The following is a 25785-nucleotide window of genomic DNA, read 5'->3' on the forward strand; positions in this document are numbered from 1 at the left end:
CAAATAATGTAGCGTCATGCTACGTTAATTGTAGCAACGAAAGACGGCTCATGTCCCCATCCATGCCGCGCATTGCGCCGCTCACCCCGCCTTATCCCCCGGAGATCCAGGGGCAGTTCGACCGCATCATGCGCGGCGCGCCGCCGCTGCTGCTGTTCCGGGTGATGGCGGGCCACGGCCGCGCTTGGGACAAGTTTCGCGCCGGCGGCTTGCTCGATCCCGGCCCGCTCTCGCTGCGCCAGCGCGAGATCGTCATCGACCGCACCTGTGCGCTGAACAAGTGCGAGTATGAATGGGGTGTGCATGTCGCCGTCTTCGCCGGGCCGGCGAAGCTCACCGAGGAGGAAGTGCGCGCGACCGTCCAAGGCGATGCGATGTCGGCCTGCTGGTCAGCGGCGGAGCAGGCCCTGATCGCAGCCGTCGACGCACTACATCATCGAGCGACGCTGGGTGACGAGGAATTCGCCGCGCTGTCGACGCATTACGACGAGGCGCAGATCCTGGAGATCATGCTGCTGTGCGGATTCTATCGCACAGTGTCGTACCTGGCGAACGGGCTGCATTTGCCGCTGGAGGACAAGGCGGCAAGATTTCCGGCCGCACTCTAACCGCCGTCATTGCGAGCGGCGTACTTCACTCTCTCGTCATTCCGGGGCGCGCCACTTGGCGCGAGCCCGGAATCCATCGAGAGACAAACTCTGCGGCCCAATGGATCCCGGGCTCATCGCTTCGCGATGCCCCGGGATGACGGATCAGGCCACGCCCGCCCGCAGCAGGTCGTGCAGATGCACGATGCCGACCACCTTGCCCGCCTCGGTGACGACCAGCGTCGTGATCTTGCGGGTGTTCAGCACCTCGATCATCTCGGTGGCGAGCATCGAGGGCGGCACCGTCTTCGGCTGCCTGGTCATGATGTCGTCGACCGCCATCGTCAGCAGGTCGGGCCGCATGTTGATGTGGCGGCGCAGATCGCCGTCGGTGATGATGCCCGCGATGCCGCCGGCCTCATTGACGATGCAGACGCAGCCGAGGCCCTTGGCCGACATCTCGATCACCGCGTCCGACATCTTGGTGCCGAGCGGCTTGACCGGGATTTCCGCGCCGGTGCGCATGTAGTCGCGGACGAATTTCAGCATCGCACCCAGCTTGCCGCCGGGGTGGAAATGCGCGAACTCCAGCGCGGTGAAGCCGCGGCCTTCGAGCAGCGCGATCGCGATCGCGTCGCCGATCGCGGCCTGCATCAGCGTCGAGGTGGTCGGCGCCAGATTGTGCGGGCAGGCCTCGCGCGCCTTCGGCAACTCGATGACGATGTCGGCGGCCTGGCCCAGCGACGACGACGCGTTCGAGGTCACCGCGATCATCGGAATGGCGAAGCGCGCCGAATAGTTGACGAGGTTCTTCATCTCCGGCTGCTCGCCGGACCAGGACAGCGCCATGATGACGTCGTCGGTGGTGATCATGCCGAGATCGCCATGGCCGGCCTCGGCGGCGTGCACGAAAAAGGCGGGCGTCCCGGTCGAGGCCAGCGTCGCGGCGATCTTGCGCCCCATATGGCCGGATTTGCCGAGCCCGGTGACGATGACGCGGCCCTTGGCGTTGCGGATCATCTCGACCGCTTTGGCAAAGGTCTCGCCCAGCGGGCCGCGCAGGGCGGCTGCGAGCGCGTTGATGCCGCCGCTCTCCGTCTCCAGGGTGCGGAGCGCGGATTCGACGCTGTCGGGGAGGGGGCCGGATGATGCGGTCATCAGCGGTTTCGAACTCGGCATGCTCTGGTCCAGGGAGGAGGGGTCGCCCGTCGGCGCCTCATTAGCACGCCGGGGCTCCGGAGGCGACGCGCCGGCCTCGGCCCTCAACCGGTCATTAACCATAATTGTTTAACTCCATTAACGATGGTTCCCGCCAGCCGGTGGGCGCGATCGTGAAAGTGTTTGATTTCGTTGGAGTTATTCCATCGTGGGGTCGTCTCCTGGCACCGGCCGGAGCAAACGCGCGCAATTCCTGCGCGCGGCTTTGCCGTGTCTTGTCCCCTGCCTTGTGCTGACGGCCCTCGAAACTACCCCCGCGGCGGCCCAGAGCCTCACGCCCGATCTGTTCAATCCCAACCGCGGCGGCTTCGCCTCGCCCGAGACGCTGCCGACCCGTCGCACGGCGGGTGTGCCGCAGGCGCCGTCGGACGCGTTGCCGGCGCTGCCCGATCCCAGTGCCGATCCGCGCAAGGCGCGCGAGAAGCCGGCGGCCTCCCGCATCGGCCAGGTCCCGACCTATGGCCTTCCCGCCGCCACCGGCGCGAGCGGCTCCGGCTACGACTCGCTCAACCGCAAGCGGCAGCAGCCCAAGCTGTATCCCGGCCAGCCGAAGCCGAAGCGCGCGGCCGGTCCCGGCTCGCCGGTGCCGACCACAGCGCCGCCGCCGGCCACACTCGGCCTGCCGAAGATTGCACCGCCTCCGTCTGCGTCCGCCAACAAGGCGCCGGTGCCGGCGGCGATGGCGGGCACCGTGCCCGGCCAGCCGCTGCGGCGCCGTCTCAAGGCCGATGACGATCCGTTCGGAGCCGTCGGCGACTATGCCGGCAGCTTCCTGATCAAGGGCGGGCTCGAGCTCTCCACCGGCTACGACACCAATCCGACGCGCCTCAACAGGCCGGTCGGATCGCCGGTCTACGTCGTTGCACCGGATCTCCTGGTGATGTCCGACTGGGAGCGCCACGCGCTGGTGGCCGACCTGCGCGGCTCGTTCTCCGGCTACACCAACAACATGCCGGCGACGATCAACGGTCTTGCCTCGCCTTCGCCGGTCGAGGCCAACCGCCCGGATTTCACCGGCCATGTCGACGGCCGGCTCGACGTCGACCGCGACCTCAAGCTGACCTCGCAGCTGCGCCTGCGCCTCGCCACCGACAACCCCGGCAGCCCGAACGTGCAGGCCGGCCTGCAGAGATATCCCGTTTATGCCGCCTACGGCACCACGGTCGGCTTCGACCAGACCTTCAATCGTTTCCAGGTTGCCGCCGGCGCCACCGTCGATCGCACCGCCTACACGGACTCGAAGCTCACCGACGGGTCGACCTTCAGCAACGACGACCGTAACTTCAACCAGTATGGCGGCGTCGGGCGTTTCTCTTACGATCTGAAGCCGGGGCTGAAGCCGTTCGTCGAGATCCAGGGCGACACCCGCGTCCACGACCAGGCCGCCGACCGCAACGGCTACTTCCGCGATTCAAACGGCGGCTACGCCAAGGTCGGCTCGTCCTTCGAGTTCTCGCGCATCCTCACCGGCGAGATCTCGGTCGGCTATGCCGCGCGCAACTACACCGACCCGCGCCTCAGCCAGCTCGCAGGCTTCCTCACCACGGGCTCGCTGATCTGGAATGCGAGCGGGCTGACCACGGTGAAGTTCTTCACCGACACGCAGATCGCGGAGACCACGGTCGCCGGCTCCTCCGGCGTTCTGGTGCGCACTTACTCCGCCGAAGTCGACCACGACTTCCGCCGCTGGCTCACCGGCATCGGCAAGTTTACCTACGGCACGCTCGACTACCAGGGTCAGAACCGCAACGACAAGACCTACTCGTTCGAAAGCAACTTGATATACAAGCTCAACCGCAACATCTGGGTGAAGGGCACGCTGCGTCACGACATCCTGGAGTCGAGCGTGGCGGGCTCGAGCTCGCAGGGGACGGTGGTGCTGGTCGGGGTGAGGTTGCAGAACTAGGGCGGGCGTTACCCGCGTCTGAGCGCATGGAGCTGTTCCGGGCTTTGCTCTCGCTGCTCACTCCGCTGTCATGCCCCGGCTTGACCGGGGCATCCAGTACGCCGCGGCCTATCCGTATACGTTTGATGTCTCTATACTGGATCGCCCGGTCAAGCCGGGCGACGACACTGTTTGCTGGTTTGGCGGCGACGCAAAAACTCAGCGCGGCAGATCCGTCTTCCCCGTCAAAAACGTATCGATCGACCTTGCACACAGCCGGCCCTCTCGAATGGCCCACACCACCAGCGACTGGCCACGCCGCATGTCGCCGGCGGTGAACACGTTGGGGCGCGAGGTCTGGTAGTCCAGCGTGTTGGCCTTGACGTTGCCGCGGGGGTCGAGCTCGACCGAGAGCAGCTTCAAGAGGCCTTCGTGCACGGGATGGACGAAGCCCATCGCGAGCAGGACGAGATCGGCCTGGAGCTCGAACTCGGTGCCGGGGATCGGCTTGAACTTGTCGTCGACGTGCACGCAGTGCAGCTTCTTGACTTGGCCGTCCTCGCCGGAAAACTTCTGGGTCAGCACGGCGTATTCGCGCACCGCGCCTTCGGCCTGGCTGGAGGAGGTCCGCATCTTCAGCGGCCAGTTCGGCCAGGTCAGGCCCTTGTTCTCGCGCTCGGGCGGAGCCGGCATGATCTCGAGCTGGGTCACCGAGAGCGCGCCCTGGCGCAGCGAGGTGCCGATGCAGTCAGATCCGGTGTCGCCGCCGCCGATGACGACGACGTGCTTGCCGCCGGCCAGAATCTCCTGGACGCCGCCGAGCGGCTCATTCGAGACGCGGCGGTTCTGCTGCGGCAGGAAATCCATGGCGTAGTGGATGCCGGCGAGCTCGCGGCCGGGGATCGGCAGGTCGCGCGGGGCTTCCGCGCCGCCGGTCAGCGCCACCGCGTCGTACTCGTTGAGCATCTCGCGCGGATCGACATTGCCGTCCGCGCCGACATGGCTGCCGTAATGGAAGGTGACGCCTTCGGCCTCCATTTGGGTGACGCGGCGGTCGATGACGCCCTTCTCCATCTTGAAGTCGGGGATGCCGTAGCGCAGCAGTCCGCCGGCCTTGGCGTACTTCTCGTAGACGTGGACGTCGTGGCCGGCACGCGCCAGCTGTTGGGCGCAGGCCATGCCGGCCGGTCCTGCGCCGATCACGGCGACCTTCTTGCCGGTCTTGTGCGCGGCGACCTCAGGCTTGAGCCAGCCATTGTCCCAGGCGCGGTCGACGATGGCGCATTCGATGGTCTTGATGGTGACCGGGTTGTCGTCGATGTTGAGCGTGCAGGAGGCTTCGCACGGCGCCGGGCAGATGCGGCCCGTGAACTCCGGGAAATTGTTGGTGGAGTGCAGGTTGCGCGAGGCTTCTTCCCAATTGCCCTGATAGACGAGGTCGTTCCAGTCGGGGATCTGGTTGTTGACCGGGCAGCCGGGCGTGCCGGGCGCCACCGAGCCGGTGCCGTGGCAATAGGGAATGCCGCAATTCATGCAGCGCGCCGCCTGGTCGCGCACCTCCTTCTCGGAGAGGGGAACGACGAATTCCTTGTAATGCTTCACGCGCTCGGCGACCGGGGTGTACTTGCGGTCGCGCCGTTCGATTTCGAGAAAACCCGTGATCTTGCCCATTAAACCCGAAGTCCCTGCCGGCTAATTCGTCTGTTGTTTCCTCAACCGTCATTGCGAGGAGCGAAGCGACGAAGCAATCCAGTCTGCTACTGAGGAGAAAGTCTGGATTGCTTCGCTGCGCTCGCAATGACGGGGTGTGATGCCTTACGCCCCGATCGCGATTTTCGGCTCGGCGTCCGCGTTGGCGGCCATTTCGCGCAGCGCGCGCCGGTACTCGACCGGCATCACCTTGCGGAATTTGGGCAGCCATTCCTTCCAATTGGCGAGGATGTCGGCGGCGCGCTTGGAGCCGGTGGCCTTCGCGTGGCGCGAGATCAGGACGTGCAGCCGCTCGACGTCGGAGGCGAGCAGGTTCTTGAACACGTCGACCCGGCCATGCGCCTCGAGATCGCCGGCATGATGATAGGTGCCGGCGTTGATCAGCTCTTCGGACAGCACCGGCTCGAGCTCGACCATGCTGAGGTTGCACAGCTTGTCGAAGTCGCCGGTCTCGTCGAGCACGTAGGCGATGCCGCCGGACATGCCGGCCGCGAAGTTGCGCCCGGTCTTGCCGAGCACGACCACGATGCCGCCGGTCATGTATTCGCAGCAATGATCGCCCGCGCCCTCGACCACGGCGACCGCGCCCGAATTGCGCACGGCAAAGCGCTCGCCGGCGATGCCGCGGAAGTAGCACTCGCCCTCGATCGCGCCGTACATCACGGTGTTGCCGACGATGATGCTCTCCTCCGGCACGATGCCGGAGTTCCTCGGCGGCTTGACGATGATCTTGCCGCCCGACAGGCCCTTGCCGACATAGTCGTTGCCTTCGCCTTCGAGCTCGAAGGTGACGCCGTGGGCGAGCCAGGCGCCGAAGGCCTGGCCGGCGGTGCCCTTGAGGCTGACATGGATGGTGTCGTGAGGAAGGCCGGCATGGCCGTAGATCTTGGCGACGGCACCGGACAGCATCGCGCCCGCGGAGCGGTTGGTGCTGTTGATGCTGGCCTCGATCTTCACCGGCGCGCCGCGGTCGAGCGCAGGCTGGGCCTGCTCGATCAGCGAGCGGTCGAGCACCGCCTCCAGATGATGGTTCTGGCGCTCGGAGTGATAGATCTTCTGGCCCTTCTCTTCCTTCTGCTTGACGAACAGCTTGGAGAAGTCGAGGCCCTTGGCCTTCCAATGCGCGACCAGCTTGGTCTGGTCGAGCAGCTGCACCTGGCCGACCATCTCGTTGAAGGTGCGGAAGCCGAGGCTCGCCATGATCTCCCGCACTTCCTCCGCAACGAAGAAGAAGTAGTTGATCACGTGCTCGGGCTGGCCGGTGAAGCGCTTGCGCAGGACGGGATCCTGGGTCGCGACGCCGACCGGGCAGGTGTTGAGATGGCACTTGCGCATCATGATGCAGCCGGCCGCGATCAGGGGCGCGGTGGCGAAGCCGAACTCGTCGGCCCCGAGCAGTGCGCCGATCACGACGTCACGGCCGGTGCGGAAGCCGCCGTCGACCTGGACCACGATGCGGCTGCGGAGCCGCTCGCGCACCAGGGTCTGGTGGGTTTCGGCGAGGCCGATCTCCCATGGCGAGCCGGCATGCTTGATCGAGGTCAGCGGCGAAGCGCCGGTGCCGCCCTCGAAGCCCGCGATGGTGACATGGTCGGCGCGTGCCTTGGCGACGCCCGCGGCCACCGTGCCGACACCGATCTCGGACACCAGCTTGACCGAGACGTCGCCCGTCGGGTTGACGTTCTTGAGGTCGTAGATCAGCTGCGCGAGGTCCTCGATCGAGTAGATGTCGTGGTGCGGCGGCGGCGAGATCAGGCCGACGCCCGGCGTCGAGTGCCGGACCTTGGCGATGGTGGCGTCGACCTTGTGGCCGGGCAGCTGGCCGCCTTCGCCGGGCTTGGCACCCTGCGCCATCTTGATCTGCATCATGTCGGAGTTGACGAGATACTCCGTGGTGACGCCGAAGCGGCCCGAGGCCACCTGCTTGATCGCCGAGCGCATGGAATCGCCGTTCGGCATCGGCTTGAAGCGGTCGGCTTCCTCGCCGCCTTCACCGGTGTTCGACTTGCCGCCGATCCGGTTCATGGCGATCGCGAGCGTGGTGTGCGCCTCGCGCGAGATCGAGCCGAAGCTCATCGCACCCGTGGCGAAGCGCTTGACGATGTCCTTGGCCGGCTCGACCTGGTCGAGCGGGATCGGCTTGCGCTTCTCCTCCTCCGCGCTCTTGATCCGGAACAGGCCGCGCAGCGTCAGCAAACGCTCCGACTGCTCGTTGAGTATCTTGGCGAAGGCGCGGTAGCGCTCCTGCGAATTGCCGCGCGCGGCGTGCTGCAGCAGCGATACCGACTCCGCCGTCCAGGCATGGTCCTCGCCGCGGCTGCGATAGGCATATTCGCCGCCGACGTCGAGCGCGTTCTTGTAGACCTGCGCCTCGCCGAACGCGTCGGCATGACGTCGCACCGCTTCCTCGGCGATCTCGGCAAGGCCGACACCCTCGACGCGGGTGTGGGTACCGGCAAAGAACTTGGCGACGAAGTCGGCCTTGAGGCCGACGGCGTCGAAGATCTGAGCGCCGCAATAGGACTGGTAGGTCGAGATGCCCATCTTGGACATCACCTTGAGCAGGCCCTTGCCGATCGACTTGATGTAGCGCTTGACGATTTCATAGTCGTCGAGCGAGCCGGGCAGGCGGTCCTTCATCGCGATGATGGTCTCGAACGCGAGGTAAGGATTGATCGCCTCCGCGCCGTAGCCCGCAAGACAAGCGAAGTGGTGCACTTCGCGCGGCTCGCCGGATTCGACGACGAGGCCGACCGAGGTGCGCAAACCGGTGCGGATCAGGTGATGATGCACCGAGGCACAGGCCAGCAGCGACGGGATCGGCACCCGGTCGGTGCCGACCATGCGGTCGGACAGGATGATGATGTTGACGCCCTCGCGCACCGCGCTCTCGGCACGCGCGCAGAGCTCGTCCAGCACCTGGTCCATGCCGGCCGCGCCGAGACCGGCGTGGAAAGTCGTGTCCAGCGTGCGCGACTTGAAGTGGGTGTCGGCCACGTCCGAGATCGAGCGGATCTTTTCCAGGTCCGCGTCGGTCAGGATCGGCTGACGCACTTCGAGACGCTTGGTAGTGGCCATGCCCTGCAGGTCGAACAGGTTCGGCCGCGGTCCGATGATGGAGACGAGGCTCATCACCAGCTCCTCGCGGATCGGGTCGATCGGCGGGTTGGTGACCTGGGCGAAGTTCTGCTTGAAGTAGGTGAACAGCGGCTTGGCCTTGTCCGACAGCGCCGAGATCGGCGTGTCGTTGCCCATCGAGCCCGCCGCCTCCTCGCCGGTGGCCGCCATCGGCGTCATCAGGATAGCAATGTCTTCCTGGCTGTAGCCGAACGCCTGCTGGCGATCCAGCAGTGACAGATTGGAGCGCACGCCTGTGGTCGGGACCTTCGGCAGCTCTTCCAGCACGATCTGGGTCCGCTCCAGCCACTCCTTGTAGGGATGGCTCCTGGCGAGCTCGGCCTTGATCTCGTCGTCGGGAATGAGGCGACCCTGCTCGAGATCGACCAGCAGCATCTTGCCGGGCTGCAAGCGCCACTTGGTGACGATCTGGTCCTCGGGGATGGTCAGCACGCCCATCTCGGACGCCATCACGATGCGGTCGTCCTTGGTGACGAGATAGCGCGCGGGCCGCAGGCCGTTGCGGTCGAGTGTGGCGCCGATCTGGCGGCCGTCGGTGAAGGCGATCGCGGCGGGGCCGTCCCACGGCTCCATCAGCGCGGCATGATATTCGTAGAAGGCGCGGCGCTTCTCGTCCATCAGCGGATTGCCGGCCCACGCCTCCGGAATCATCATCATGACCGCGTGCGGCAGCGAGTAGCCGCCCTGCACCAGAAATTCGAGCGCGTTGTCGAAGCAGGCGGTGTCCGACTGTCCCTCATAGGAGATCGGCCAGAGCCGGTTGATGTCCTTGCCGTACAGCTCGGAGCTCACTGAAGCCTGCCGCGCCGCCATCCAGTTGGTGTTGCCGCGCAACGTGTTGATCTCGCCGTTGTGCGCGATCATGCGGTAGGGGTGCGCCAGCGACCAGGCCGGGAAGGTGTTGGTCGAGAAGCGCTGGTGCACGAGCGCGAGCGCGCTCTCGAAGTCCTTCTCGTGCAGGTCGGGATAGTACTTGCCGAGCTGGTCGGCGAGGAACATGCCCTTGTAGATCACGGTGCGGCAGGACAGCGAGCAGGGGTAATAGCCCGCAAGCCCGCGGTCGCGGCGCTGGTAGATCGCCTGCGAGATCGACTTGCGCAGGATGTAGAGCCGGCGCTCGAACTCGTCCTCGGTCTTGGCGGTGCCGTTGCGGCCGATGAACACCTGCATGCAGGCGGGCTCGGTCGGCTTCACGGTGACGCCGAGCGAGGAATTGTCGGTCGGTACGGCGCGCCAGCCGAGCAGGGTCAGGCCCTCTTCCTTGATCTGGTCGGCGATGATGCTCTTGATGACGGTGCGCCAGGCCGTGTCGCGCGGCATGAACAGCGCGCCGATGGCGTATTCGCCGGGCGCCGGTAGCGTAAAGCCGAGCTCCTTGGCCTTGCGGCTGAAGAAGGCGTGCGGGATCTGCACCAGAATGCCGGCGCCGTCACCGGCGCGCGGGTCGGCGCCGACGGCGCCGCGATGCTCGAGATTGCAGAGGATGCTCAGCGCGTCCGAGACGATCTCGTGCGACTTCTTGCCCTTGATGTTGGCGATGAAGCCGACGCCGCAGCTGTCCTTCTCCAGGCTCGGATCGTACAGGCCTTCGGCTTCGGGGCGCGAATTGTGCTCCTGAATCGGTGAGGTGATCGGATCGGTCGTTTTCGAGGCGGCCGTCGCCGACAGCTGTTCTGCCACGATGCTTGCGCGCTCGAATTGCGACCCGTTCATTGTTCCTGTCCTCTCCATGCGGCAAGCTGCCTCACCGCCATCTTCGGCGCACCTTGGGCGTTCCGCGGCACCCGCCTCTGGGTTACCGCTCGTCCGCTAGCGAGCCGCATTTTCTTAAATTCAGGCCTAGGCGTTCTTCGTCCCCGAGAACGGCTTTGCCTGGTACCTTCCTGGGTCCCGAGAGCACCAGGATTCGCTGCAATCCCTGTGCCGGGATCGCGAGCAAAATTGAGACAGTCTTCCTGTCCTAACCATCACCTTGCCAAATTTTTGTCTAGCACACAAGCGTCCGGAAGTCCCGATTCCCCTCAAGTCGATCGATCGCTTTCCAAAAGTTGCGCAGCCGCGGTTTTGAAGGGAACGCGCCCTGATCCGGCCCTGCGGACGCCGGAATCCTCAATGAAGCTTCGCCTTGGCCCTTCGAACCGAGCGCCACGCCGTCAGAAGCGAAAGAACGCTAGGCATCCGGGGGCCTGACAGGAGCGTATCGACCATGAAGTTTTTCACAGGATGTGTGACCGCTGCCGCGCTGGTGCTGGCTGCAACCACCGCGCGGGCCCAGGTTCCCGCCGTCGGTATCGGGGGTGGGGGCTATATCGCGGTGTCGGATTTCGACGGACCGTACGGGCCGGGCGAAGCCGCGCCACCCCCGCCGCCGCGTTACGGCTACGGTTATGGCTATGAGGAGCGCGGCCCGGCGCCTGCGCTGTTGCCGGCCACCGAGGTCTATGCGGTCCTGCGCGACAACGGCTTCTCGCCGCTCGGCATCCCGCGCCTGCGCGGCAGCGTCTACACGATCGCGGTGATCGACCGCCGCGGCGACGATGGCCGGCTCGTGATCGACGCCCGCGATGGCCGGATCATCCGCTTCCTGCCGGCCGCTGACGCCTACGGCATGGCACCCGCCTTTGAGGAACGCGCGGTCGCCCCTTACGGGCCGCACACCGCGCTGCCGCCGCCAACCATGGTCCGCAGCGGCCCGCCGCGCCCGCCGGCCGCGATCCCGCATGTGGCAAGCCGCGCCGTGCCGCTGCCGAAGGCCGCCCCGCGGCGCGGCGAGAGGCCGGCGGCCGTCGCCAGGCCGGCCGAGCCCGCGCCGCAGCAGGCTCGCGCGCCGCAGGCTCCCGCACAGCAGACCGCTGCCGTGCAAGCAAAGCCAGCCGAGGCCGCACCGGAAGCCGCCGCGCCGACCGTCGGCCAAGCCAAGCCGGCCCCGGCGATCCTGCCCACGCAGGAGATGCCGGCCGCGCAAGGGCTGGATTAGCGCTGCGAGTCTGGCGCGACGGCACCAGCCACACCAACGGTGTCATCCCCGCGTTCGCGGGGACGACACCGGGAGAGATTGAGCAAAACAAAAAGCGCCCGAAAATTTCGGGCGCTTCGGCATAAAGGCGGCCTCACCTCAGCTCCGCGGATATCCCGCCGCTTCCAGGATCAGATTGGCCACCTGCTTCGGATGCGACACCAGCGAGAGATGGCCGGCGTCGAGCTCGATCGTGGTGGCGTTCATGCGCTTGGCGAGGAAGCGCTCGAGATCGGGGTTGATGGTGTAGTCGTTCTTCGACACTGCGTACCAGCTCGGCTTGCTGCGCCATGCCGCTTCCGTGGTGCGGCCGGCGAAGATCGAGGCTGCGGTCGGCCACTGCACGGCATAGAGCTCCTTGGCCTGCTCAGGCTTCACGCCATTGGCAAAGTACTTCAGGAAGGCGTCTTCCGAAAGCTTGGTATAGCCATCGCGCTCGACGATGCCGGCGCGGACCGGACCGGTCGGAAACTGCTTCGACAGCGCGACGAAATCCTCGTTCGCATCGGGCGCGCGGGCGGCGACATAGACGAGCCCAGTCACTTTCGGATCGGTGCCGACCTGGCTGATCACGGTGCCGCCCCAGGAATGCGCGACCAGCACCGTGGGACCATCCTGCTCGGCCAGCGCGCGCTTGGTCGCCTCGACGGAGTCGCTCAGCGACGACAGCGGATTCTGGACCGCGGTCACGTGCAGGCCTGCGGCCTGGAGGATCGGGATCACCTCCGACCAGCTCGAGCCGTCGGCCCAGGCACCGTGCACCAGCACGACGTTCTTGGCCTTTACCGTCTGCGACGTCTGGGCATGGGCAAAGCTGATGGGAGCCGCCAAAAGGCTCGCGGCGACGAAAAGGCTGCGCCAGAAAGTCATGATCGTTCTCCGTCTTGTTTTGGGGTCGATGCCCAAAGGACGGAGCGCGTGGCGGCCGCGTTACGCGTTCTCACCACTCTGTGATGCAGCGCAAAATAAAACGCCCCGGGGCACCGGGGCGTTTCGTAACCTGGAAGTGACGCGCGATTTACGCGGCGGCTTGCGCGGCCGAGTTCTCGATCACCTGCGCCTTCGGGGCGCCGGTGTTGATCGCGATCTGTCGCGGCTTCTTCGCCTCGGGAATCTCGCGGACGAGGTCGACGTGAAGCAGCCCGTTCTCGAGCGAGGCGTCCTTCACCTGGACGAAGTCGGCGAGCTGGAAGGCGCGCTCGAAGGCACGCGCGGCGATGCCGCGGTACAACACTTCGTTCTTGCTGTTCTCGTTGGCGACCTTTTCGCCCTTGATCGTCAGCGTGTTTTCCTTCGCGACGATGGAGAGCTCGTCTTTGGCGAAACCCGAAACCGCAACGGTGATGCGGTAGGCGTTCTCGCCGGTGCGCTCGATGTTGTAGGGGGGATAACCGGGGCTGCTGCCGTCCGAACCGGCCTGGTCGAGCAGGCTGAAGAGGCGGTCGAAGCCGACGGTGGAACGATAGAACGGGGTGAGATCATAGCTACGCATAGTCAAGTCCTCCATTGAGCGACTGTTGGGTAACCCGCCCGCCAATCGGGCCGGGCTTTCATCTGTGTGCAGCCTGATGTTCCGGTTCCGAAACACTGGTAGCGGCCTGCACGAAGGTGATATGGGTGGAACGAGACGGCGTTCAAGAGGGCGGCATTTGCGCCTTTTCGGCGCTTTGGCCCCTTGATTTGCAGCACTTCGCGCCCAAGCACCTCCAAACATGACGCTGGTCTCGATCCCGTCCAATCCCGTCCCCGAAAACGTCGTCAGCGGCACCATCAAGACCCCCGATGGCGTCGAGCTGCGCTTCGCACGCTGGGCCCCGCCGGCGAACCGCAAGGGCACGGTCTGCGTCTTCACCGGGCGCAGCGAGCAGATCGAGAAATATTTCGAGACCGTGCGCGACCTGCGCGACCGCGGCTTTGCGGTGGCGATGATCGACTGGCGCGGGCAGGGCCATTCCTCGCGCCGCCTGCGCGACCCGCGCAAGGGCTATGTGCGCGATTTCTCCGATTTCGAGATCGACGTCGAGGCCTTCGTGCAGCAGGTGGTGCTGCCGGATTGCCCGCCGCCGTTCTTCGCGCTGGCCCATTCCATGGGCGGCACGGTGATGCTGCGGGTGGCGCATGCCGGCAAGCGCTGGTTCGACCGCATGGTGCTGTCGGCTCCGATGATCGACCTGCCCGGCCGCACCACCTCGTTTCCGGTGCGGGCGCTGCTGAAGACGATGCGCCTGCTCGGGCAGGGCGGCCGCTATGTCCCCGGCGGCAGCGACCGCCTCACCGGGCTCGACCCCTTCATCAACAATCCCGTGACCAGCGATCCCGTGCGCTATGCCCGCAATGCCGCGATCCTGGAGGAGGACCCGACGCTCGGCCTGGCGTCGCCGACCGTGGCCTGGGCCGATACCGCCTTCCGCGCCATGCAGACTTTCAAGCGCGCCAACTATCCCTCCGAGATCCGGCAGCCGATCCTGATGCTGGCGGCATCCAACGACACCGTGGTCTCGACCGCGGCGATCGAGGAATTCGCCTATCATCTTCGCGCCGGATCCCATCTCGTGATCGCCGGCGCCAAGCACGAGATCCTGCAGGAGCAGGATCGCTACCGCTCGCAGTTCTGGGCCGCCTTCGACGCCTTCGTGCCGGGCACGCCGCTGTTCAAGTGAGGAGAGGCGCGTCATCGCGCCACAAACTCCGTCATGCCCGGGCTCGTCCCGGGCATCCACGGTCTTTGTGCCGCGGAGCAAGGCGTGGATGGCCGGGACAAGCCCGGCCATGACGGCGATGAAGATCTCTGGCAGCGTTAAAGCGTCTTCAGATACTCGATCAGGTCGTAGCGCTCGGCGTCGTCCTTGAATGCGCGGCCGATGACGCCCGGCCGTTTCGGCTCGCCGTCCTTGCGCTCGAAGGAATGGCCGAGCACGCTGTTGCCCTGGATCGGCTTGCCGTCGGATCCCGTCGCAGAGAACTCCGTTTCACCCGTCTTGCACGTTTCGTTTGCGGTGACCGCAAAGCCGACGGTCACGGGATCATAGTCGCGGCGGCCCATGCAGAACCTGGTCGGGCGCTCGCTTGCCGGCTTCAGCAGCCAGTACAGCGAGGGCACCGAGCCGTTGTGCAGATAGGGAGCCGTGGCCCAGATCCCGTTCAGCGGCCGCGCGCGATAGCGCGGATCGGGCGCCGGATTGAGACAGTTCTTCCGCGCCAGATTCCACAACCTCGCCCGCTCGGCGTCCGAGACCTTCTCGTCGTCCATCCATTTGCGGGCGACCAGGTCGACCACCGTCATGAGGCCGAGCGCATAGACCATCTCGTTGGGCGATTTGCTCGCGGTCGGGACCTCGCATTGCCACCATGTCTGGAGGTCGGCCGTGTTCACCTTCAGGAAGCTCGGCACGTCGACGATCCTGTTGCTGAGAATCAGGGACTGCTCGGGATCCGTGTTGATCTCCTTGAGTGGAATCGTCACCGCGTTCAGGACCTTGCTGTCGCCGCTCGGCTCCCAATGCTTCGATGACCAGAAAGCGTCGGTGTTGACGGCCGGAAGGTGACATCCGGAACACATCTCCTCGTAGATCTTGCGGCCGTTGTCGGCCTTCTTCTGATCGATCCTCCAGGCGTCACCGAGGATCTGCGACGGCCATTGCGGCGCGAGCAGACCGCCGAACGTCTTGTTGGGCCCGGGCGATTTGAACGGATCGGGGCCCCTCAGCATGTCCTCGATCCAGCCGAGCGTCCTGATGTTCACCGAGGAGCGCCAAATCCTCTCCTCGGGATAAGCGTCGGACAGGTTGAGCAGCGCGGTCACGCCGAGCGCTTCGCCGGCGTTGCGGATCAACGGCTGCTCGATCGAGGCGTCGTACTGGGCGAACTTGAACCACGGCACGGTCCAGATCGCGGGGTAGCTGACCGGCGCGTCCTGGGCGTGCAGGTTCTTCTCGAAGCCCTTGACCCCGCTCAGCGCCAGATCCTGCGAGAAGACCTGGTTGCCGATGCGGTTGAGGGCATCGAGGCGGCCGAACCCTTCGACGGTGTCTTGCTGCTCCTTGCCGTCCCAGGTCTTCTTGCCCTCGATCGTCGCCTCGTAGGTCTTTTGCCAGTCGATCAGGAAGGTGCCGATCGCGCTGAGCTTCTGCTTGAGCGCGGCGCGGTCCGTCTTGCTGGCATTGGGGCCGAGCACGCGATCGGCAAAGCGCTGGAAGCGGAACGGGACATACAGCGTATAGGCGATCGACAGGCCGGTGGAGAGCTCCAGCTTCTTCAGGTCGGTCATGGCCGGGCCGCCGTCGAAGCGGACGTCCACGCCCTGGTAATGGATCTGGCCGGTGTGGCAGGCCGCGCAGGTCAGCCCGATCATGTCGTTCTCGCGGCGGCCGGTCGCGGGATCGACGACGCCGGTCATCCGCGCGAAGCCGACCGGCAGGCCGTCGACATTCTCCGCCGGCGTCCACCTGGTCGACCAGTCCGGCACCTGCGTCGTCTCGTAGACATTGGCGTAGCCGAAGCGGCGCAATGTCGTCGTGTCGGTCTGGATCGACTGCGGACTCGGAATGAAGCCGAAGCCTTCGAGATAGCCGCTGTCTTTCATCAGGCCCGGCTTCGAGAACAGATGCAGGCGCGGCTGTTCCAGCGCCACGAACCACTCATAGGGAACCGGAAAGGTCGCGGTGCCCTGGCTGGCATGATGGAACCAGTGCCGGTCCTTCAGCGACCAGTTTTGCTCGAGCCAGAAGGCGGCCTTCGTTTCCGGCACTGCAGGCAAGGGCGGCGGCAGAAGGTTCACGAGGATGCCCTTCTGGGGCAGCATGGCGCGGACCTGGTTGGGGAATTCGGCGACCGCGACGAGGGCGACGAGACCAATGGCGATCAGCACGGCCGCCAGCTTGAGGGCGCCCCGCACGACGCGCTGGCAGGTCGACAGCACCGGCGGGACCAGAAGCTGGTTGATGCGCGCAGGGAATTGGCGCTCGTTGAACAGCGTGCGCACGTCGGCGACGCTGAGATAGCGATTCTCGCCTGTCCCCTTGCCGATGATCTTCAGGAGGATCGGCCATTCGAACTTCATCAGCAGCGGGTAGTACCAGCGCGCAGCGCTGCCGGCGCGCTTGAGATTGTCGCGCATGAAGAGCTTGATGTCCGAGGCGTTGAGGCCGAGCTCGGAGCCGCCGTTCGGATCGGTGTAGGTCCGGCCGAAGCTCGCGAGCCGCGTAATCTCGTCCTCGTTGACCTTGCCGTCGACGCCGAGGATGCGCGAGCCGGCGCCGTGCTTGTCCAGCGGACCGTCGCGCAGCGCGTCGAGCTGCGCGCCCGAGAAGATGCTCTTCAGGATGTGCTTGAAGCCGTTGGCGATCAGCGCAACGCCGCGGACCTGGAGGCGGGCAGAGGCTTTCTTCAGCCCGGTCTCGCCGGTCGCATTCGCGATCGTCTCCGAGAGCTTGCCGAGCGGGACAGTGCCGCCCTCGACGAAACCTTCGCCGACGAGGCCGCGCAGGAACGGGCATGGATTGTTCGGCGACACCGGGATCGAGGGATCGAAGGGAGGCTTCGAGGCGGGATCGTGCATGGCCCAAATCCTGAAAACAGCGAATCGTGAAATGGCGCGCCGATCAAGCGCGGAAAGTCCTAACAAACCGACAGCACAATATACTACTTCAGCGTGTGACGAAGTGTGGCCGATTTCACTGTCGTGTCAATAAGAGCAGGCGTGAGGCCGCCAAGGACCGGAATGGTGTCCCCTGGCGCCCGTCAGGACTCGGCGGCGCGTTTGACGTCGCTCTGCACCAGGGTCAGCTTGCCGAGCGGCACGCCGGCCTTCAGCAGGCCCTCGCGATAATGGGCGAGATGTTCGGGCTTCTTCCAATGGAAATTGCGCAGGTGGCGGTCGACGTTGAGGGTCGGGTAGTTGCTCATCAGCACGTGGGCGGCTTCGCTCGCCTCGTCGCTTCGCCCCAGCTGCGCCAACGCGGCGGCACGAATCGCCAGCGCCTGCATGTGGTTGGGGTTGATGTAGAGCTGCTCGCGCGCCCATGACAGGGTCGCGTCATATTGGCGCAACAGATAATGGCTGAACGCGTTCAGCGCCGCCCATTGGTAGCGCGGGTCGCTGTTGTCGCGTTGCGACGCCATTGAAAACAGCTCGATCGCCTCGCGGTGCTCGCCGATGACGAAATGGCAGATGCCGAGCACGCCGCGTGCGCCGTTGTCGTAGGGGTTCAGCGCGACGGCACGCTTGGCGGCGTCCATTGCGGCCTCGTAATGGCCCTCCATGGCGTGGACCCAGGACAGGATCGAGAACGCGAAGGAGGAGCGCGGATCGAGCCGGACGCTGGTTTCGGCGAGGTTCATCGCCTCCGCCCACATCTCCCGGGTGCCCTTGACCCAGCCGAACTGGATGCTCTGGATCTGGATCGTGGCGAGATAAGCGTGCGCGATCGACAGTTTGGGATCGAGGCGGATGGCCTCGCGAAACAGGTCGATGGCGGCGGCCGAGTCTTCCTGGGTCAGCCGGTAATAGTGCGACAATCCCTTGAGAAAACGGTCCCAGGCGGTCACGTCCGTCGACAGGCGCGCCGGCGCGGACGCTTCGGCCCGGACGATCTCGGTGGCGATGGCGGCGGACAGGTTGGTGGTGATCTCGTCCTGCATCGCGAACAGGTCGCCGATGTCGCGGTCGTAGCGCCCGGTCCAGAGCTGCTCGCCGGTCTCCGGCGCGATCAGCTCGGCGGTGACGCGGATCTTGGCGCCGGCGCGACGCACCGAGCCTTGGATCAGATAGGTGGCGTCGATCTCGCGCGCGATCAGGCGCGTGCTGGTGTTCTTGCCCTTGAAAGCGAAGGTCGAGTTGCGACTCAGCACGCGATAGAAGGATTGCAGCGACAATGCGTGGATCAGATCCTCGGTGAGGCCGTCGGAGAAATATTCGTCCTGGGCGTCGCTGAGATTGGCGAAGGGCAGCACGCCGACGATCGCGGTGCGGTACTGTTGCGAGAGGGCGGATGCTTCGCGGAGCTCGGGGGCGAGCGCCGGGGCGCCCTCGGGCGTCCAGGTAAAGACGCCGATCGGATCCTTGATGTTCTTGAAGCGGTGGTTGCCGGCATCGACCAGCGGCACGGTGAGATGCTTGCTGGCCTCGCGGAAGGCTTTGGCCGAGATGGCGAAGCCGCCGGGGCTCGCCACCGATTCCAGGCGGACGGCGATGTTGACATCGTCGCCGAACACCTCGTCGTCGTCGGCGATGACGTCGCCCATGTGGATGCCGAGTCGGAACTGCATGGCGCGGTCGGCGGGCAGATGATGGTTGCGCTCCGCCATCACCGTCTGCATCGCGATCGCGGCTTCGGTGGCGCCGACGATGGAGGCGAATTCCAGCAGGAAGCCGTCGCCGGTGTTCTTCACGACGCGGCCGCCGTGATTGAGGATGATGGGGTGGATCGCGGCACGATGGGCCTTGAAGGCAGCATGGGTACCGGCCTCGTCGCTGCCCATCATGCGCGAATAGCCGGCGACATCGGCGCAGACAATGGCAGCCAGACGTCTTTCCATATTCTCGCAGCTCCAAGGGAGGACAGACCGGCCACGGCGTGGCAGTCGCCTCGAATCCCGCATTTCAAGAACCCTGCCTTTATAGAGCACATGCAGCCGGGCGATAGTAGGATCCGCATTGCAAATTCGAGGTAAATCCCACGCAGTTCCGGCGGTGGACGGCGCGGGACGAACCGACTAAGTGGTGGCGACCGCCCGGACGGCGGCAGGGACACTTCGCATGCTGGGCATTCACGAGATCTGGCTGTTCATCCTGTCGGGGGTGCTGCTCAACGTTACGCCCGGGCCCGATTCCGTCTACGTCATCGGCCGCAGCATGCAGATGGGCTGGCGGGGCGGCGCCGCCGCCGCCTTCGGCATCAGTTGCGGCTGTTTCGTCCATGTTGCGGCCGCGGCGATCGGCCTTTCGGCCCTGCTGATGGCCTCGTCGACCGCCTTCTCGATCCTGAAGCTGGTCGGTGCGGCCTATCTCGTCCTGACCGGGCTTCAGATGCTTTGGTCGCGCCCGGTGCTGGCGGCGGCGATCGACGATCCGGTGCGCAGCTCGCTGCGGCGGGTCTTCCTCCAGGGCGTCTTCACCAACGCGCTCAATCCCAAGGTCGCGCTGTTCTTCCTGGCCTTCCTGCCGCAATTCGTCGCAGCCGATGCGCCGCACAAGCCGCTCGCCTTCCTGACGCTCGGACTGATCTTCATCTTTACGGGAACGCTGTGGTGCCTGGTGCTGGCGGCGTTCGCGGCGAAAGCCGCCCACCGGCTGCGCCAGTCCGAGGGCGCGATCGCCTGGGTCAACCGCGCGCTCGGCGGCCTGTTCATCTATCTCGGCATCCGCGTCGCCATGCTGGAGAGCCGGTAGCTCGTTCGAATGGATGAGGGATGAGTAGGGTGGGCAAAGGCGCACTTGCGCCGTGCCCACCACCTCTCTCGGTCACAAAAGATACGTGGGCACGCTTCGCTTTGCCCACCCACATTCTCGTTCGAACGGATGCGATGCGGCCCGATCGAGGCCGCTTCCCGGGAGGTTTCGATGATTCGTGGAAGCTGCCTGTGCGGTGCCGTGCGTTTCGAGATCGACCAGGTGCGTGCGCTGACGCACTGCCATTGCGCCAATTGCCGCAAGCTGGCCGGCGCCGCCTTCGCGACCTACGCCCATGTCGATGCCGACAAGTTTCGTTTCGTCGCGGGTGAGGACGCGACCGTGGCTTACGAATCCTCGCCGGGCAGTTTCCGCCATCGCTGCAAGACCTGCGGTTGCCCGACGCCGGGCAAGGCGAGCTATCTTCCGACCATCAGCGTTCCCGCCGGCCTGCTCGACGACGACCCGGAAGTCCGGCCTCGCCTGCACGTCTTCACCTCCTCGCGCGCGCCATGGTGGACGATCACGGACGATCTGCCTCAGCACGAGAAATGGGTGCCCGGCTACGAGCCGAAATCGTAGGTTCAGGCGAGCTCGTTGGCCAGCGCGCTGCCGGCCAGATAAAAGCCGAGCAAAATCATCGCGATCAGGAACCAGCGACGGAACGCCTCGGCCGGCATCCGCGTCCGTACCGACTGGCCGACGAACATGCCGGCAAAGGCCATGGCGAGGCCCACGGCGCCCGGCACGGCATTGCTCGGCGTCAACAGCCCAACGGCGGTGAGGTTGAAGGCGAGCGCGAGCGTCGCCGTCGTGAAGAACACGCCGAGCGCCTGCACCAACTCGTCCTTTTCCATGCCGATCGCCTGCATGAACGGCATCGAGGGGATCACCTGGACCCCGGTCGAGGCCGAGATCACGCCGGTGACGACACCGACCACGCCGCCGACCCATTTCTCGTTTCTGGGCGCGACGTGGAACTTGAATTTGTTCAGCCCGATCACCGCATACACGACGAGCAGGACGCCGAGCACGATCGTGCCGTAGCGCGCATGCGGGCCGGTCAGCGCGCCGGCATTGATCCAGCAGCCGATCACGGTGCCGAGCATCAGCGGCCACAGCCGCCGTAGGATGTCGCGCAAATACGGGCCGACGAAGGTCTGCCAGATGTTGGTGACGATGGCGGGTACGATCACGATGGCGATGGCGCGGCTCGGTGTCATGCTCACCGCAAGCAGGCCCATGGACACCGTCGGCAGGCCGAGACCGATCACGCCCTTGACGAATCCGGCGATCAGGAAGACGGCGGCGATGAGGATGAGGAGCGGGTCGATCATTTGGGCACATTGACCGAAGCCGCGCCGGCGCACAATCTGGAGGTTACGGAGGAAGCCTTCGCTTGAAACGAAGGCTGGGAGACCTGCCATGCGCTTCGACCTCGTCGACCTTCAGCTCTTCATCGCGGTCGCCGACCAGCGCAGCATCACCCGCGGCGCGGAACGTTCGCATCTGGCCCTGGCCTCGGCCAGCGCGCGCATCAAGGGGCTCGAGGAGGCGCTCGGCGTCGCGCTGCTCAAGCGCGGCCGCCGGGGCGTCGAGTTGACCGCGGCCGGCGAGAGCCTGCTCGATCATGCCAGGCTCGTCATCCACCAGATCGAGGCCATGCGCGGCGATCTCGCCGGCTTTGCCTCCGGCGTGCGTGCCAGCGTGCACTTTCTCGCCAACACGTCGGGCCTGTCCGAGCATCTGCCCAAGGCGTTGGCCGGCTTCCTGCGCGAGCATCGCGATGTCGCCGTCGACATCGAGGAGCGCGAGAGCACCGACATCGCGGCTGCGATCACCGCGGGCGCGGCCGATCTCGGCTTTGCCGCCGAGCACGCGCTGCCCGATCATATCGAGCGCTTCGTGTTCAGCGAAGACCGCTTGACGCTGGTGACTGCGCGCCGCGGCCCGTTCGCCGGCCGGCGCCAGATCGATTTTCAGGAGGCGGGGGCTTGCGACTTCGTCGGGCTGACCAGCGCCACCGCGTTGCAGATGCACATTTCGAAGCATGCGGCCCGGCTCGGCATGCGCCCGCATTTCCGCGCGCGGCTGCGCGATTTCGACGCGATCTGCCAGATGGTGGCGGCCGAGGTCGGGGTCGCCCTCGTGCCCGAGGCCGCCGCCCGTCGCTGCGCCAAGCTGATGCCGCTCGCAGTCGTTCGGCTCCGCGATGCCTTCGCCAACCGCCGCCTGGTGATCTGCGCGCGCAGCTTCAAGGCGCTGCCCCGGCCGGCGAAGATGCTGGTGGAGCATTTGAGGGCAGAGGCGGTGTGAGGTGCCGCTTATCCTCCAGGGGAGGATGAGAACCACCTACCGCGCCGTCCGCTCCCGCGTCGGTGATCCAAGCTTCCGCTCGCGTTTGTTACTGGTTGAGAAGGTTCAGCGCTTCTTCGTGCACCCTGGCGTCGCCGGCCGCGATGATCCGGCCGCCGCCTTGGGCCGGCCCGCCTTCCCAGGTGGTGACGACGCCACCGGCGCCGGTCACGATCGGGATCAGCGCCGCGATATCGTACGGCTTCAGCTCGGTCTCGACCACGAGGTCGACGTGACCTGCGGCCAGCATGCAATAGGAATAGCAGTCGCCGCCATAGCGCGACAGCCGCGCGCCCTTTTCGATGCGGCCGAAGATGGCGCGATCGCTCTCGTTCATCAGCAGGGGGCTCGTGGTGTAGGACGTCGCTTCCGCGAGCGAGGCGCAGCGGCGGACCTGGAGCCGGCGCTCGCCGGAGGGTCCCTTGTAATTGGCCGAGCCGTTGTCGCCGGAGAAGCGCTCGCCGATGAAGGGCTGATGCATCATGCCGAACACCGGCGCGCCCTTGTGCAGCAGCGCGATCAGCGTCCCCCAGATCGGAAAGCCGCCGATGAAGGATTTGGTGCCGTCGATGGGATCGAGCACCCAGACATAGTCGGCGTCCTCGCGCTCGCTGCCGAATTCCTCGCCGACGATGCCGTGCTGGGGGAAGTTGGCCTTGATCAGCCGGCGCATCACCGCCTCCGCGGCGCGGTCGGCTTCGGTGACCGGATCGAAATCCTTGGTGTTGCTCTTGTCGTCGATCGACAGCGAGGTGCGGAAGAACGGCAGGATGGTTTCGCCGGAGGCGGTGGCGAGCCGTCCGATGAAGGCGGAGAAGTCGATCACCGTCACAGGCCAGGTCCTCGAAGCGAAAGTTGGATGAAGCTCGCCTCCTGCCTAACTCAATTCGCCTCCCGCGGGCAGCGCTGTCTTGGTTTTGCACCCTGGTATTTTGGATGCAGCAGCGCGCCGCGTTCCTCAGTCATCTCCTGGGCAAATATCGATCACAACGTTGAAAACTTAGTTCCGCCGCTGCCTCGTTCGTATGCAAACATCTATCAACCCATTGAAATCCCTTATCAAAGAAACTGAATCTGGGTTTCCCTGGAAGCAACTGAGCCATGTGCGTATTGCATGGGAAATGGCTCGAAAGTCCTTGCACTTTGTGCGGCGCGGTCGCATATTGTTGCGGTGCGGTAGCGCTTGGCGTTACCGCTGCCCTCCTTGGGCGTTTCCTCCCTAGACTTGGGCCGCTTGCGTCATTCGCGAGCGGCCCTTTTTTCTTGCCGCCGCCGTTTTCGTTTCGGGCGCGCAAGCTTGCGAAGCGAAACCGCGATCGCGCTCAGGATATCGTCGTTGAAGAGAGAAGCCGGCGACTATTCCGCCGCCGCCTGGAACGGGCCGAGATCGCCGAACGGAATCGTGGTCGCCAGCACGTCGGCAAGAACGCCGAAATCGCTCGCCACCTGCGCAAAGCGTGGACCGCGCTCGCGCCGCCGCTCGTCCATGTAGATGGCGCGGTTGAGCTCGAGCTGCACCGCGTGCAGGCCGCTCGCGGGATTGCCGTAATGCTCGGTGATGAAGCCGCCGGCATAGGGCTTGTTGCGGCCGATCGAATAGCCCAGGCCGGTGAAGGTCTCCTCGACCCGGTCGGGCAGAAGCGGCGTGCAGCTCGTGCCGTAGCGGTCGCCGATCACGACGTCGGGCCGGCGCGGCTCGTCACGGGCCACGCCGACCGAGGGCATCGAGTGGCAATCGACCAGCACCACGGTCCCGAACATCTGGTGCACCTTGTTGATCAGCCGGCGCAGCGCACGATGGTAAGGCTTGTACAGCGTCTCGATCCGCCCCAGCGCGTCGTCGACCAGAATGCGGTCGCGGTAGATCTCCTGGCCGTCGCCGACCACGCGCGGAATGGTGCCGAGGCCGCCGGCGACCCGCATCGAGCGGGTGTTTGCGAAGCTCGGCAGCCGCCCGGTGAACATGCGCGGGTCGAGCTCATAGGGCTCGCGATTGACGTCGACATAGGAGCGGGGAAAGTTGACCCTGACGGTCGGAAAGCCGCGCTCGCTCAAGTGGCCGATCAGCTCGTCCATGAAGGAATCTTCGGACCGGCGCAGCGTCAGCAGGTCGATCCTGGACGCCGCGAGGAATTCGTCCGGATAGGTCGAGCCGGAATGGGGCGAGTTGAAGATGACCGGCGCGCGCCATTGCGCGGGCTCCACGATCTCGAAGGCTGGCGACGTCTCGCCGTCAAACCGGGTCATCTTCTCAGGCTTCGTCCCTTCGCGCCGGGATCTGGCAGGGAGCCAGACCGCATCGATTCGGCCGATGGATGCGGCTCTTATGTGTCGTCATTGTCCGGAATCGCAACCATTCTGCCAAGTGAAAAGATGTACCGATCCATTGGAACACGTCTTAACCGTGCGGGCAGGGAAGCGGGGACGCGGCGGCGCGGCTCGATTGATTCGAGCCGCTTTCCGGTTCACAAGAGTGCGGCAGCGCAGCCGGCCCAGGGTAAAGATTTTCACCCCAAATTTACCCTCTGTCGGGCTTAGTGACCTCTGCTGATATCCTCTGGGGATGCGACGATTCCTGCCATGCCAAAGATCCTGCTCGCCGAAGACGACAACGACATGCGCCGTTTCCTGGTCAAGGCGCTGGAAAACGCCGGTTTTCAGGTCTCGTCCCATGACAACGGCATGGCCGCCTATCAGCGGCTGCGGGAAGAGCCGTTCGAGATGCTGCTGACCGACATCGTGATGCCGGAGATGGACGGCATCGAGCTCGCCCGCCGGGCCTCGGAACTCGACCCTGACATCAAGATCATGTTCATCACCGGCTTTGCCGCAGTCGCCCTGAACTCGGATTCGGACGCTCCCAAGAACGCCAAGGTGCTGTCCAAGCCCGTGCACTTGCGCGAATTGGTCAGCGAAGTGAACAAGATGCTGGCGGCCTGAATAGGCCCCGTTCCGTCCTTGCGCCGGGTCCCCTGAGCCGTTATAGGGACCCCACCCGACGCAAGTGGACTATTAGGGCGCGTAGCTCAGCGGGAGAGCACTACCTTGACATGGTAGGGGTCACAGGTTCGATCCCTGTCGCGCCCACCACGCTTCGCCAAAAGGCTTCGCGTGGCGCAGCCACGCCCAACAAATGGCGAAGCGTGTCCGGCGTAGCTCGAAGAGCGTAGACGGACTGGCGCGCCTTGCGCGGTATGGAACACGCCCTACCGCCAGGCATTGTTCGGTCATGCCAAAGCCCCCCACAAAATCCTTCAAGCGCGGCGATCACGTCAGCTGGAATTCCGAGGCCGGCCGTGTGCGCGGCCATATCCAGCGCGTGCACAGGAGGGACGTCGACTACAAGGGCTACACCCACCACGCCAGCCCGGACGATCCGCAATATGAGATCAAGAGCGACAAGACGGATCACGTCGCCCTGCACAAGGGCCGCGCCTTGCGGCTGTTGAAGAGCTGACGGCGCCGTGAGCAGAGTCGGCGAGGCGTC

Annotated in this window: 19 protein-coding genes and 1 tRNA gene; 10 read left to right on the plus strand and 10 right to left on the minus strand. The window is 65.5% G+C overall.

Annotated elements, in window-relative coordinates; translation table 11 throughout:
* Nucleotides 1-50 precede the first annotated feature (50 nt).
* Complete coding sequence (locus tag DCM79_RS22275) at nt 51-608, plus strand: carboxymuconolactone decarboxylase family protein (protein WP_257176358.1); 558 nt, start codon at nt 51-53, stop codon at nt 606-608.
* A 144-nt stretch (nt 609-752) separates the two neighbouring features.
* On the opposite strand, the gene DCM79_RS22280 is transcribed toward DCM79_RS22275, so the two are convergent.
* Nucleotides 753-1766, minus strand: coding sequence for an SIS domain-containing protein (locus DCM79_RS22280; protein WP_257176359.1), 1014 nt, complete (start codon nt 1764-1766; stop codon nt 753-755).
* Between the two features lie 187 nt (nt 1767-1953).
* On the opposite strand from DCM79_RS22280, the gene DCM79_RS22285 reads away from it, so the two are divergent.
* Nucleotides 1954-3711 (plus strand): outer membrane beta-barrel protein, encoded by a 1758-nt coding sequence (locus DCM79_RS22285; protein ID WP_257176360.1) that lies wholly within the window; start codon nt 1954-1956, stop codon nt 3709-3711.
* Between the two features lie 198 nt (nt 3712-3909).
* On the opposite strand, the gene DCM79_RS22290 is transcribed toward DCM79_RS22285, so the two are convergent.
* The gene (locus tag DCM79_RS22290) at nt 3910-5361 is read right to left on the minus strand and encodes a glutamate synthase subunit beta (protein ID WP_257176361.1); all 1452 of its coding nucleotides are present in this window, start codon (nt 5359-5361) and stop codon (nt 3910-3912) included.
* A gap of 144 nt (nt 5362-5505) precedes the next feature.
* Nucleotides 5506-10251: a glutamate synthase large subunit gene (gene gltB / locus DCM79_RS22295; protein ID WP_257176362.1), complete on the minus strand. Its 4746-nt coding sequence runs from the start codon at nt 10249-10251 to the stop codon at nt 5506-5508.
* A 493-nt stretch (nt 10252-10744) separates the two neighbouring features.
* On the opposite strand from gltB, the gene DCM79_RS22300 reads away from it, so the two are divergent.
* Complete coding sequence (locus tag DCM79_RS22300; RefSeq protein ID WP_257176363.1) at nt 10745-11515, plus strand: hypothetical protein; 771 nt, start codon at nt 10745-10747, stop codon at nt 11513-11515.
* A gap of 138 nt (nt 11516-11653) precedes the next feature.
* Here DCM79_RS22300 and DCM79_RS22305 read toward each other — a convergent pair whose 3' ends face one another.
* Both DCM79_RS22305 and DCM79_RS22310 read right to left on the minus strand, forming a co-directional pair.
* Nucleotides 11654-12424: an alpha/beta fold hydrolase gene (locus DCM79_RS22305; RefSeq protein ID WP_257176364.1), complete on the minus strand. Its 771-nt coding sequence runs from the start codon at nt 12422-12424 to the stop codon at nt 11654-11656.
* A 148-nt stretch (nt 12425-12572) separates the two neighbouring features.
* A complete protein-coding gene (locus tag DCM79_RS22310) occupies nt 12573-13046 on the minus strand; it encodes an Hsp20 family protein (RefSeq protein ID WP_028134231.1) in 474 nt (157 codons plus the stop codon).
* A 220-nt stretch (nt 13047-13266) separates the two neighbouring features.
* Here DCM79_RS22310 and DCM79_RS22315 point away from each other — a divergent pair, with 220 nt between their 5' ends.
* Nucleotides 13267-14214 carry an alpha/beta fold hydrolase gene (locus DCM79_RS22315; protein ID WP_257176365.1) on the plus strand — a complete coding sequence of 316 codons (948 nt, stop codon included), beginning with the start codon at nt 13267-13269 and terminating at the stop codon, nt 14212-14214.
* Between the two features lie 137 nt (nt 14215-14351).
* On the opposite strand, the gene DCM79_RS22320 is transcribed toward DCM79_RS22315, so the two are convergent.
* Both DCM79_RS22320 and DCM79_RS22325 read right to left on the minus strand, forming a co-directional pair.
* A complete protein-coding gene (locus DCM79_RS22320; protein WP_257176366.1) occupies nt 14352-17111 on the minus strand; it encodes a di-heme-cytochrome C peroxidase in 2760 nt (919 codons plus the stop codon).
* A 182-nt stretch (nt 17112-17293) separates the two neighbouring features.
* Complete coding sequence (locus tag DCM79_RS22325) at nt 17294-19090, minus strand: adenylate/guanylate cyclase domain-containing protein (protein WP_257176367.1); 1797 nt, start codon at nt 19088-19090, stop codon at nt 17294-17296.
* A 220-nt stretch (nt 19091-19310) separates the two neighbouring features.
* Between DCM79_RS22325 and DCM79_RS22330 the strand changes: the two genes are divergently transcribed.
* Entirely contained in the window at nt 19311-19943 is a 633-nt protein-coding gene (locus DCM79_RS22330) for a LysE family translocator (protein WP_257176368.1), read from the plus strand.
* 171 nt (nt 19944-20114) lie between these two features.
* Nucleotides 20115-20525, plus strand: a complete 411-nt coding sequence (locus tag DCM79_RS22335) for a GFA family protein (protein WP_257176369.1) — start codon at nt 20115-20117, stop codon at nt 20523-20525.
* 2 nt (nt 20526-20527) lie between these two features.
* Here the strand turns inward: DCM79_RS22335 and DCM79_RS22340 are convergent, their stop codons facing one another.
* Nucleotides 20528-21280: a sulfite exporter TauE/SafE family protein gene (locus DCM79_RS22340; protein ID WP_257176370.1), complete on the minus strand. Its 753-nt coding sequence runs from the start codon at nt 21278-21280 to the stop codon at nt 20528-20530.
* 88 nt (nt 21281-21368) lie between these two features.
* Here DCM79_RS22340 and DCM79_RS22345 point away from each other — a divergent pair, with 88 nt between their 5' ends.
* Nucleotides 21369-22259: a LysR substrate-binding domain-containing protein gene (locus DCM79_RS22345; protein ID WP_257176371.1), complete on the plus strand. Its 891-nt coding sequence runs from the start codon at nt 21369-21371 to the stop codon at nt 22257-22259.
* An 88-nt stretch (nt 22260-22347) separates the two neighbouring features.
* Here the strand turns inward: DCM79_RS22345 and hisN are convergent, their stop codons facing one another.
* Entirely contained in the window at nt 22348-23130 is a 783-nt protein-coding gene (gene hisN / locus DCM79_RS22350; RefSeq protein WP_257176372.1) for a histidinol-phosphatase, read from the minus strand.
* 524 nt (nt 23131-23654) lie between these two features.
* Entirely contained in the window at nt 23655-24545 is an 891-nt protein-coding gene (locus DCM79_RS22355) for an N-formylglutamate amidohydrolase (RefSeq protein ID WP_257176373.1), read from the minus strand.
* Between the two features lie 333 nt (nt 24546-24878).
* Between DCM79_RS22355 and cpdR the strand changes: the two genes are divergently transcribed.
* The 3 genes from cpdR to DCM79_RS22370 all read left to right on the plus strand — a co-directional run bounded on the left by cpdR (nt 24879) and on the right by DCM79_RS22370 (nt 25755).
* On the plus strand, nt 24879-25238 hold the full coding sequence (cpdR, locus tag DCM79_RS22360; protein ID WP_007597092.1) for a cell cycle two-component system response regulator CpdR: 360 nt from the start codon (nt 24879-24881) through the stop codon (nt 25236-25238).
* A gap of 75 nt (nt 25239-25313) precedes the next feature.
* Nucleotides 25314-25388: transfer RNA gene (locus DCM79_RS22365), tRNA-Val, on the plus strand.
* Between the two features lie 139 nt (nt 25389-25527).
* Nucleotides 25528-25755: a DUF2945 domain-containing protein gene (locus DCM79_RS22370; RefSeq protein ID WP_028134241.1), complete on the plus strand. Its 228-nt coding sequence runs from the start codon at nt 25528-25530 to the stop codon at nt 25753-25755.
* The last annotated feature ends 30 nt before the right edge of the window (nt 25756-25785 follow it).

This window comes from Bradyrhizobium sp. WBOS07, from assembly GCF_024585165.1.
GTDB classification, from domain to species: domain Bacteria; phylum Pseudomonadota; class Alphaproteobacteria; order Rhizobiales; family Xanthobacteraceae; genus Bradyrhizobium; species Bradyrhizobium japonicum_B.

Bases quoted from the DNA above. Each gene is read 5' to 3' on its own strand.
- DCM79_RS22275 (WP_257176358.1), top strand. From the start codon at position 51: ATGTCCCCATCCATGCCGCGCATTGCGCCGCTCACCCCGCCTTATCCC.
- DCM79_RS22280 (WP_257176359.1), bottom strand. From the start codon at position 1,766: ATGCCGAGTTCGAAACCGCTGATGACCGCATCATCCGGCCCCCTCCCC.
- DCM79_RS22290 (WP_257176361.1), bottom strand. From the start codon at position 5,361: ATGGGCAAGATCACGGGTTTTCTCGAAATCGAACGGCGCGACCGCAAG.
- gltB (WP_257176362.1), bottom strand. From the start codon at position 10,251: ATGAACGGGTCGCAATTCGAGCGCGCAAGCATCGTGGCAGAACAGCTG.
- DCM79_RS22300 (WP_257176363.1), top strand. From the start codon at position 10,745: ATGAAGTTTTTCACAGGATGTGTGACCGCTGCCGCGCTGGTGCTGGCT.
- DCM79_RS22305 (WP_257176364.1), bottom strand. From the start codon at position 12,424: ATGACTTTCTGGCGCAGCCTTTTCGTCGCCGCGAGCCTTTTGGCGGCT.
- DCM79_RS22310 (WP_028134231.1), bottom strand. From the start codon at position 13,046: ATGCGTAGCTATGATCTCACCCCGTTCTATCGTTCCACCGTCGGCTTC.
- DCM79_RS22315 (WP_257176365.1), top strand. From the start codon at position 13,267: ATGACGCTGGTCTCGATCCCGTCCAATCCCGTCCCCGAAAACGTCGTC.
- DCM79_RS22320 (WP_257176366.1), bottom strand. From the start codon at position 17,111: ATGCACGATCCCGCCTCGAAGCCTCCCTTCGATCCCTCGATCCCGGTG.
- DCM79_RS22325 (WP_257176367.1), bottom strand. From the start codon at position 19,090: ATGGAAAGACGTCTGGCTGCCATTGTCTGCGCCGATGTCGCCGGCTAT.
- DCM79_RS22330 (WP_257176368.1), top strand. From the start codon at position 19,311: ATGCTGGGCATTCACGAGATCTGGCTGTTCATCCTGTCGGGGGTGCTG.
- DCM79_RS22335 (WP_257176369.1), top strand. From the start codon at position 20,115: ATGATTCGTGGAAGCTGCCTGTGCGGTGCCGTGCGTTTCGAGATCGAC.
- DCM79_RS22340 (WP_257176370.1), bottom strand. From the start codon at position 21,280: ATGATCGACCCGCTCCTCATCCTCATCGCCGCCGTCTTCCTGATCGCC.
- DCM79_RS22345 (WP_257176371.1), top strand. From the start codon at position 21,369: ATGCGCTTCGACCTCGTCGACCTTCAGCTCTTCATCGCGGTCGCCGAC.
- DCM79_RS22355 (WP_257176373.1), bottom strand. From the start codon at position 24,545: ATGACCCGGTTTGACGGCGAGACGTCGCCAGCCTTCGAGATCGTGGAG.
- cpdR (WP_007597092.1), top strand. From the start codon at position 24,879: ATGCCAAAGATCCTGCTCGCCGAAGACGACAACGACATGCGCCGTTTC.
- DCM79_RS22370 (WP_028134241.1), top strand. From the start codon at position 25,528: ATGCCAAAGCCCCCCACAAAATCCTTCAAGCGCGGCGATCACGTCAGC.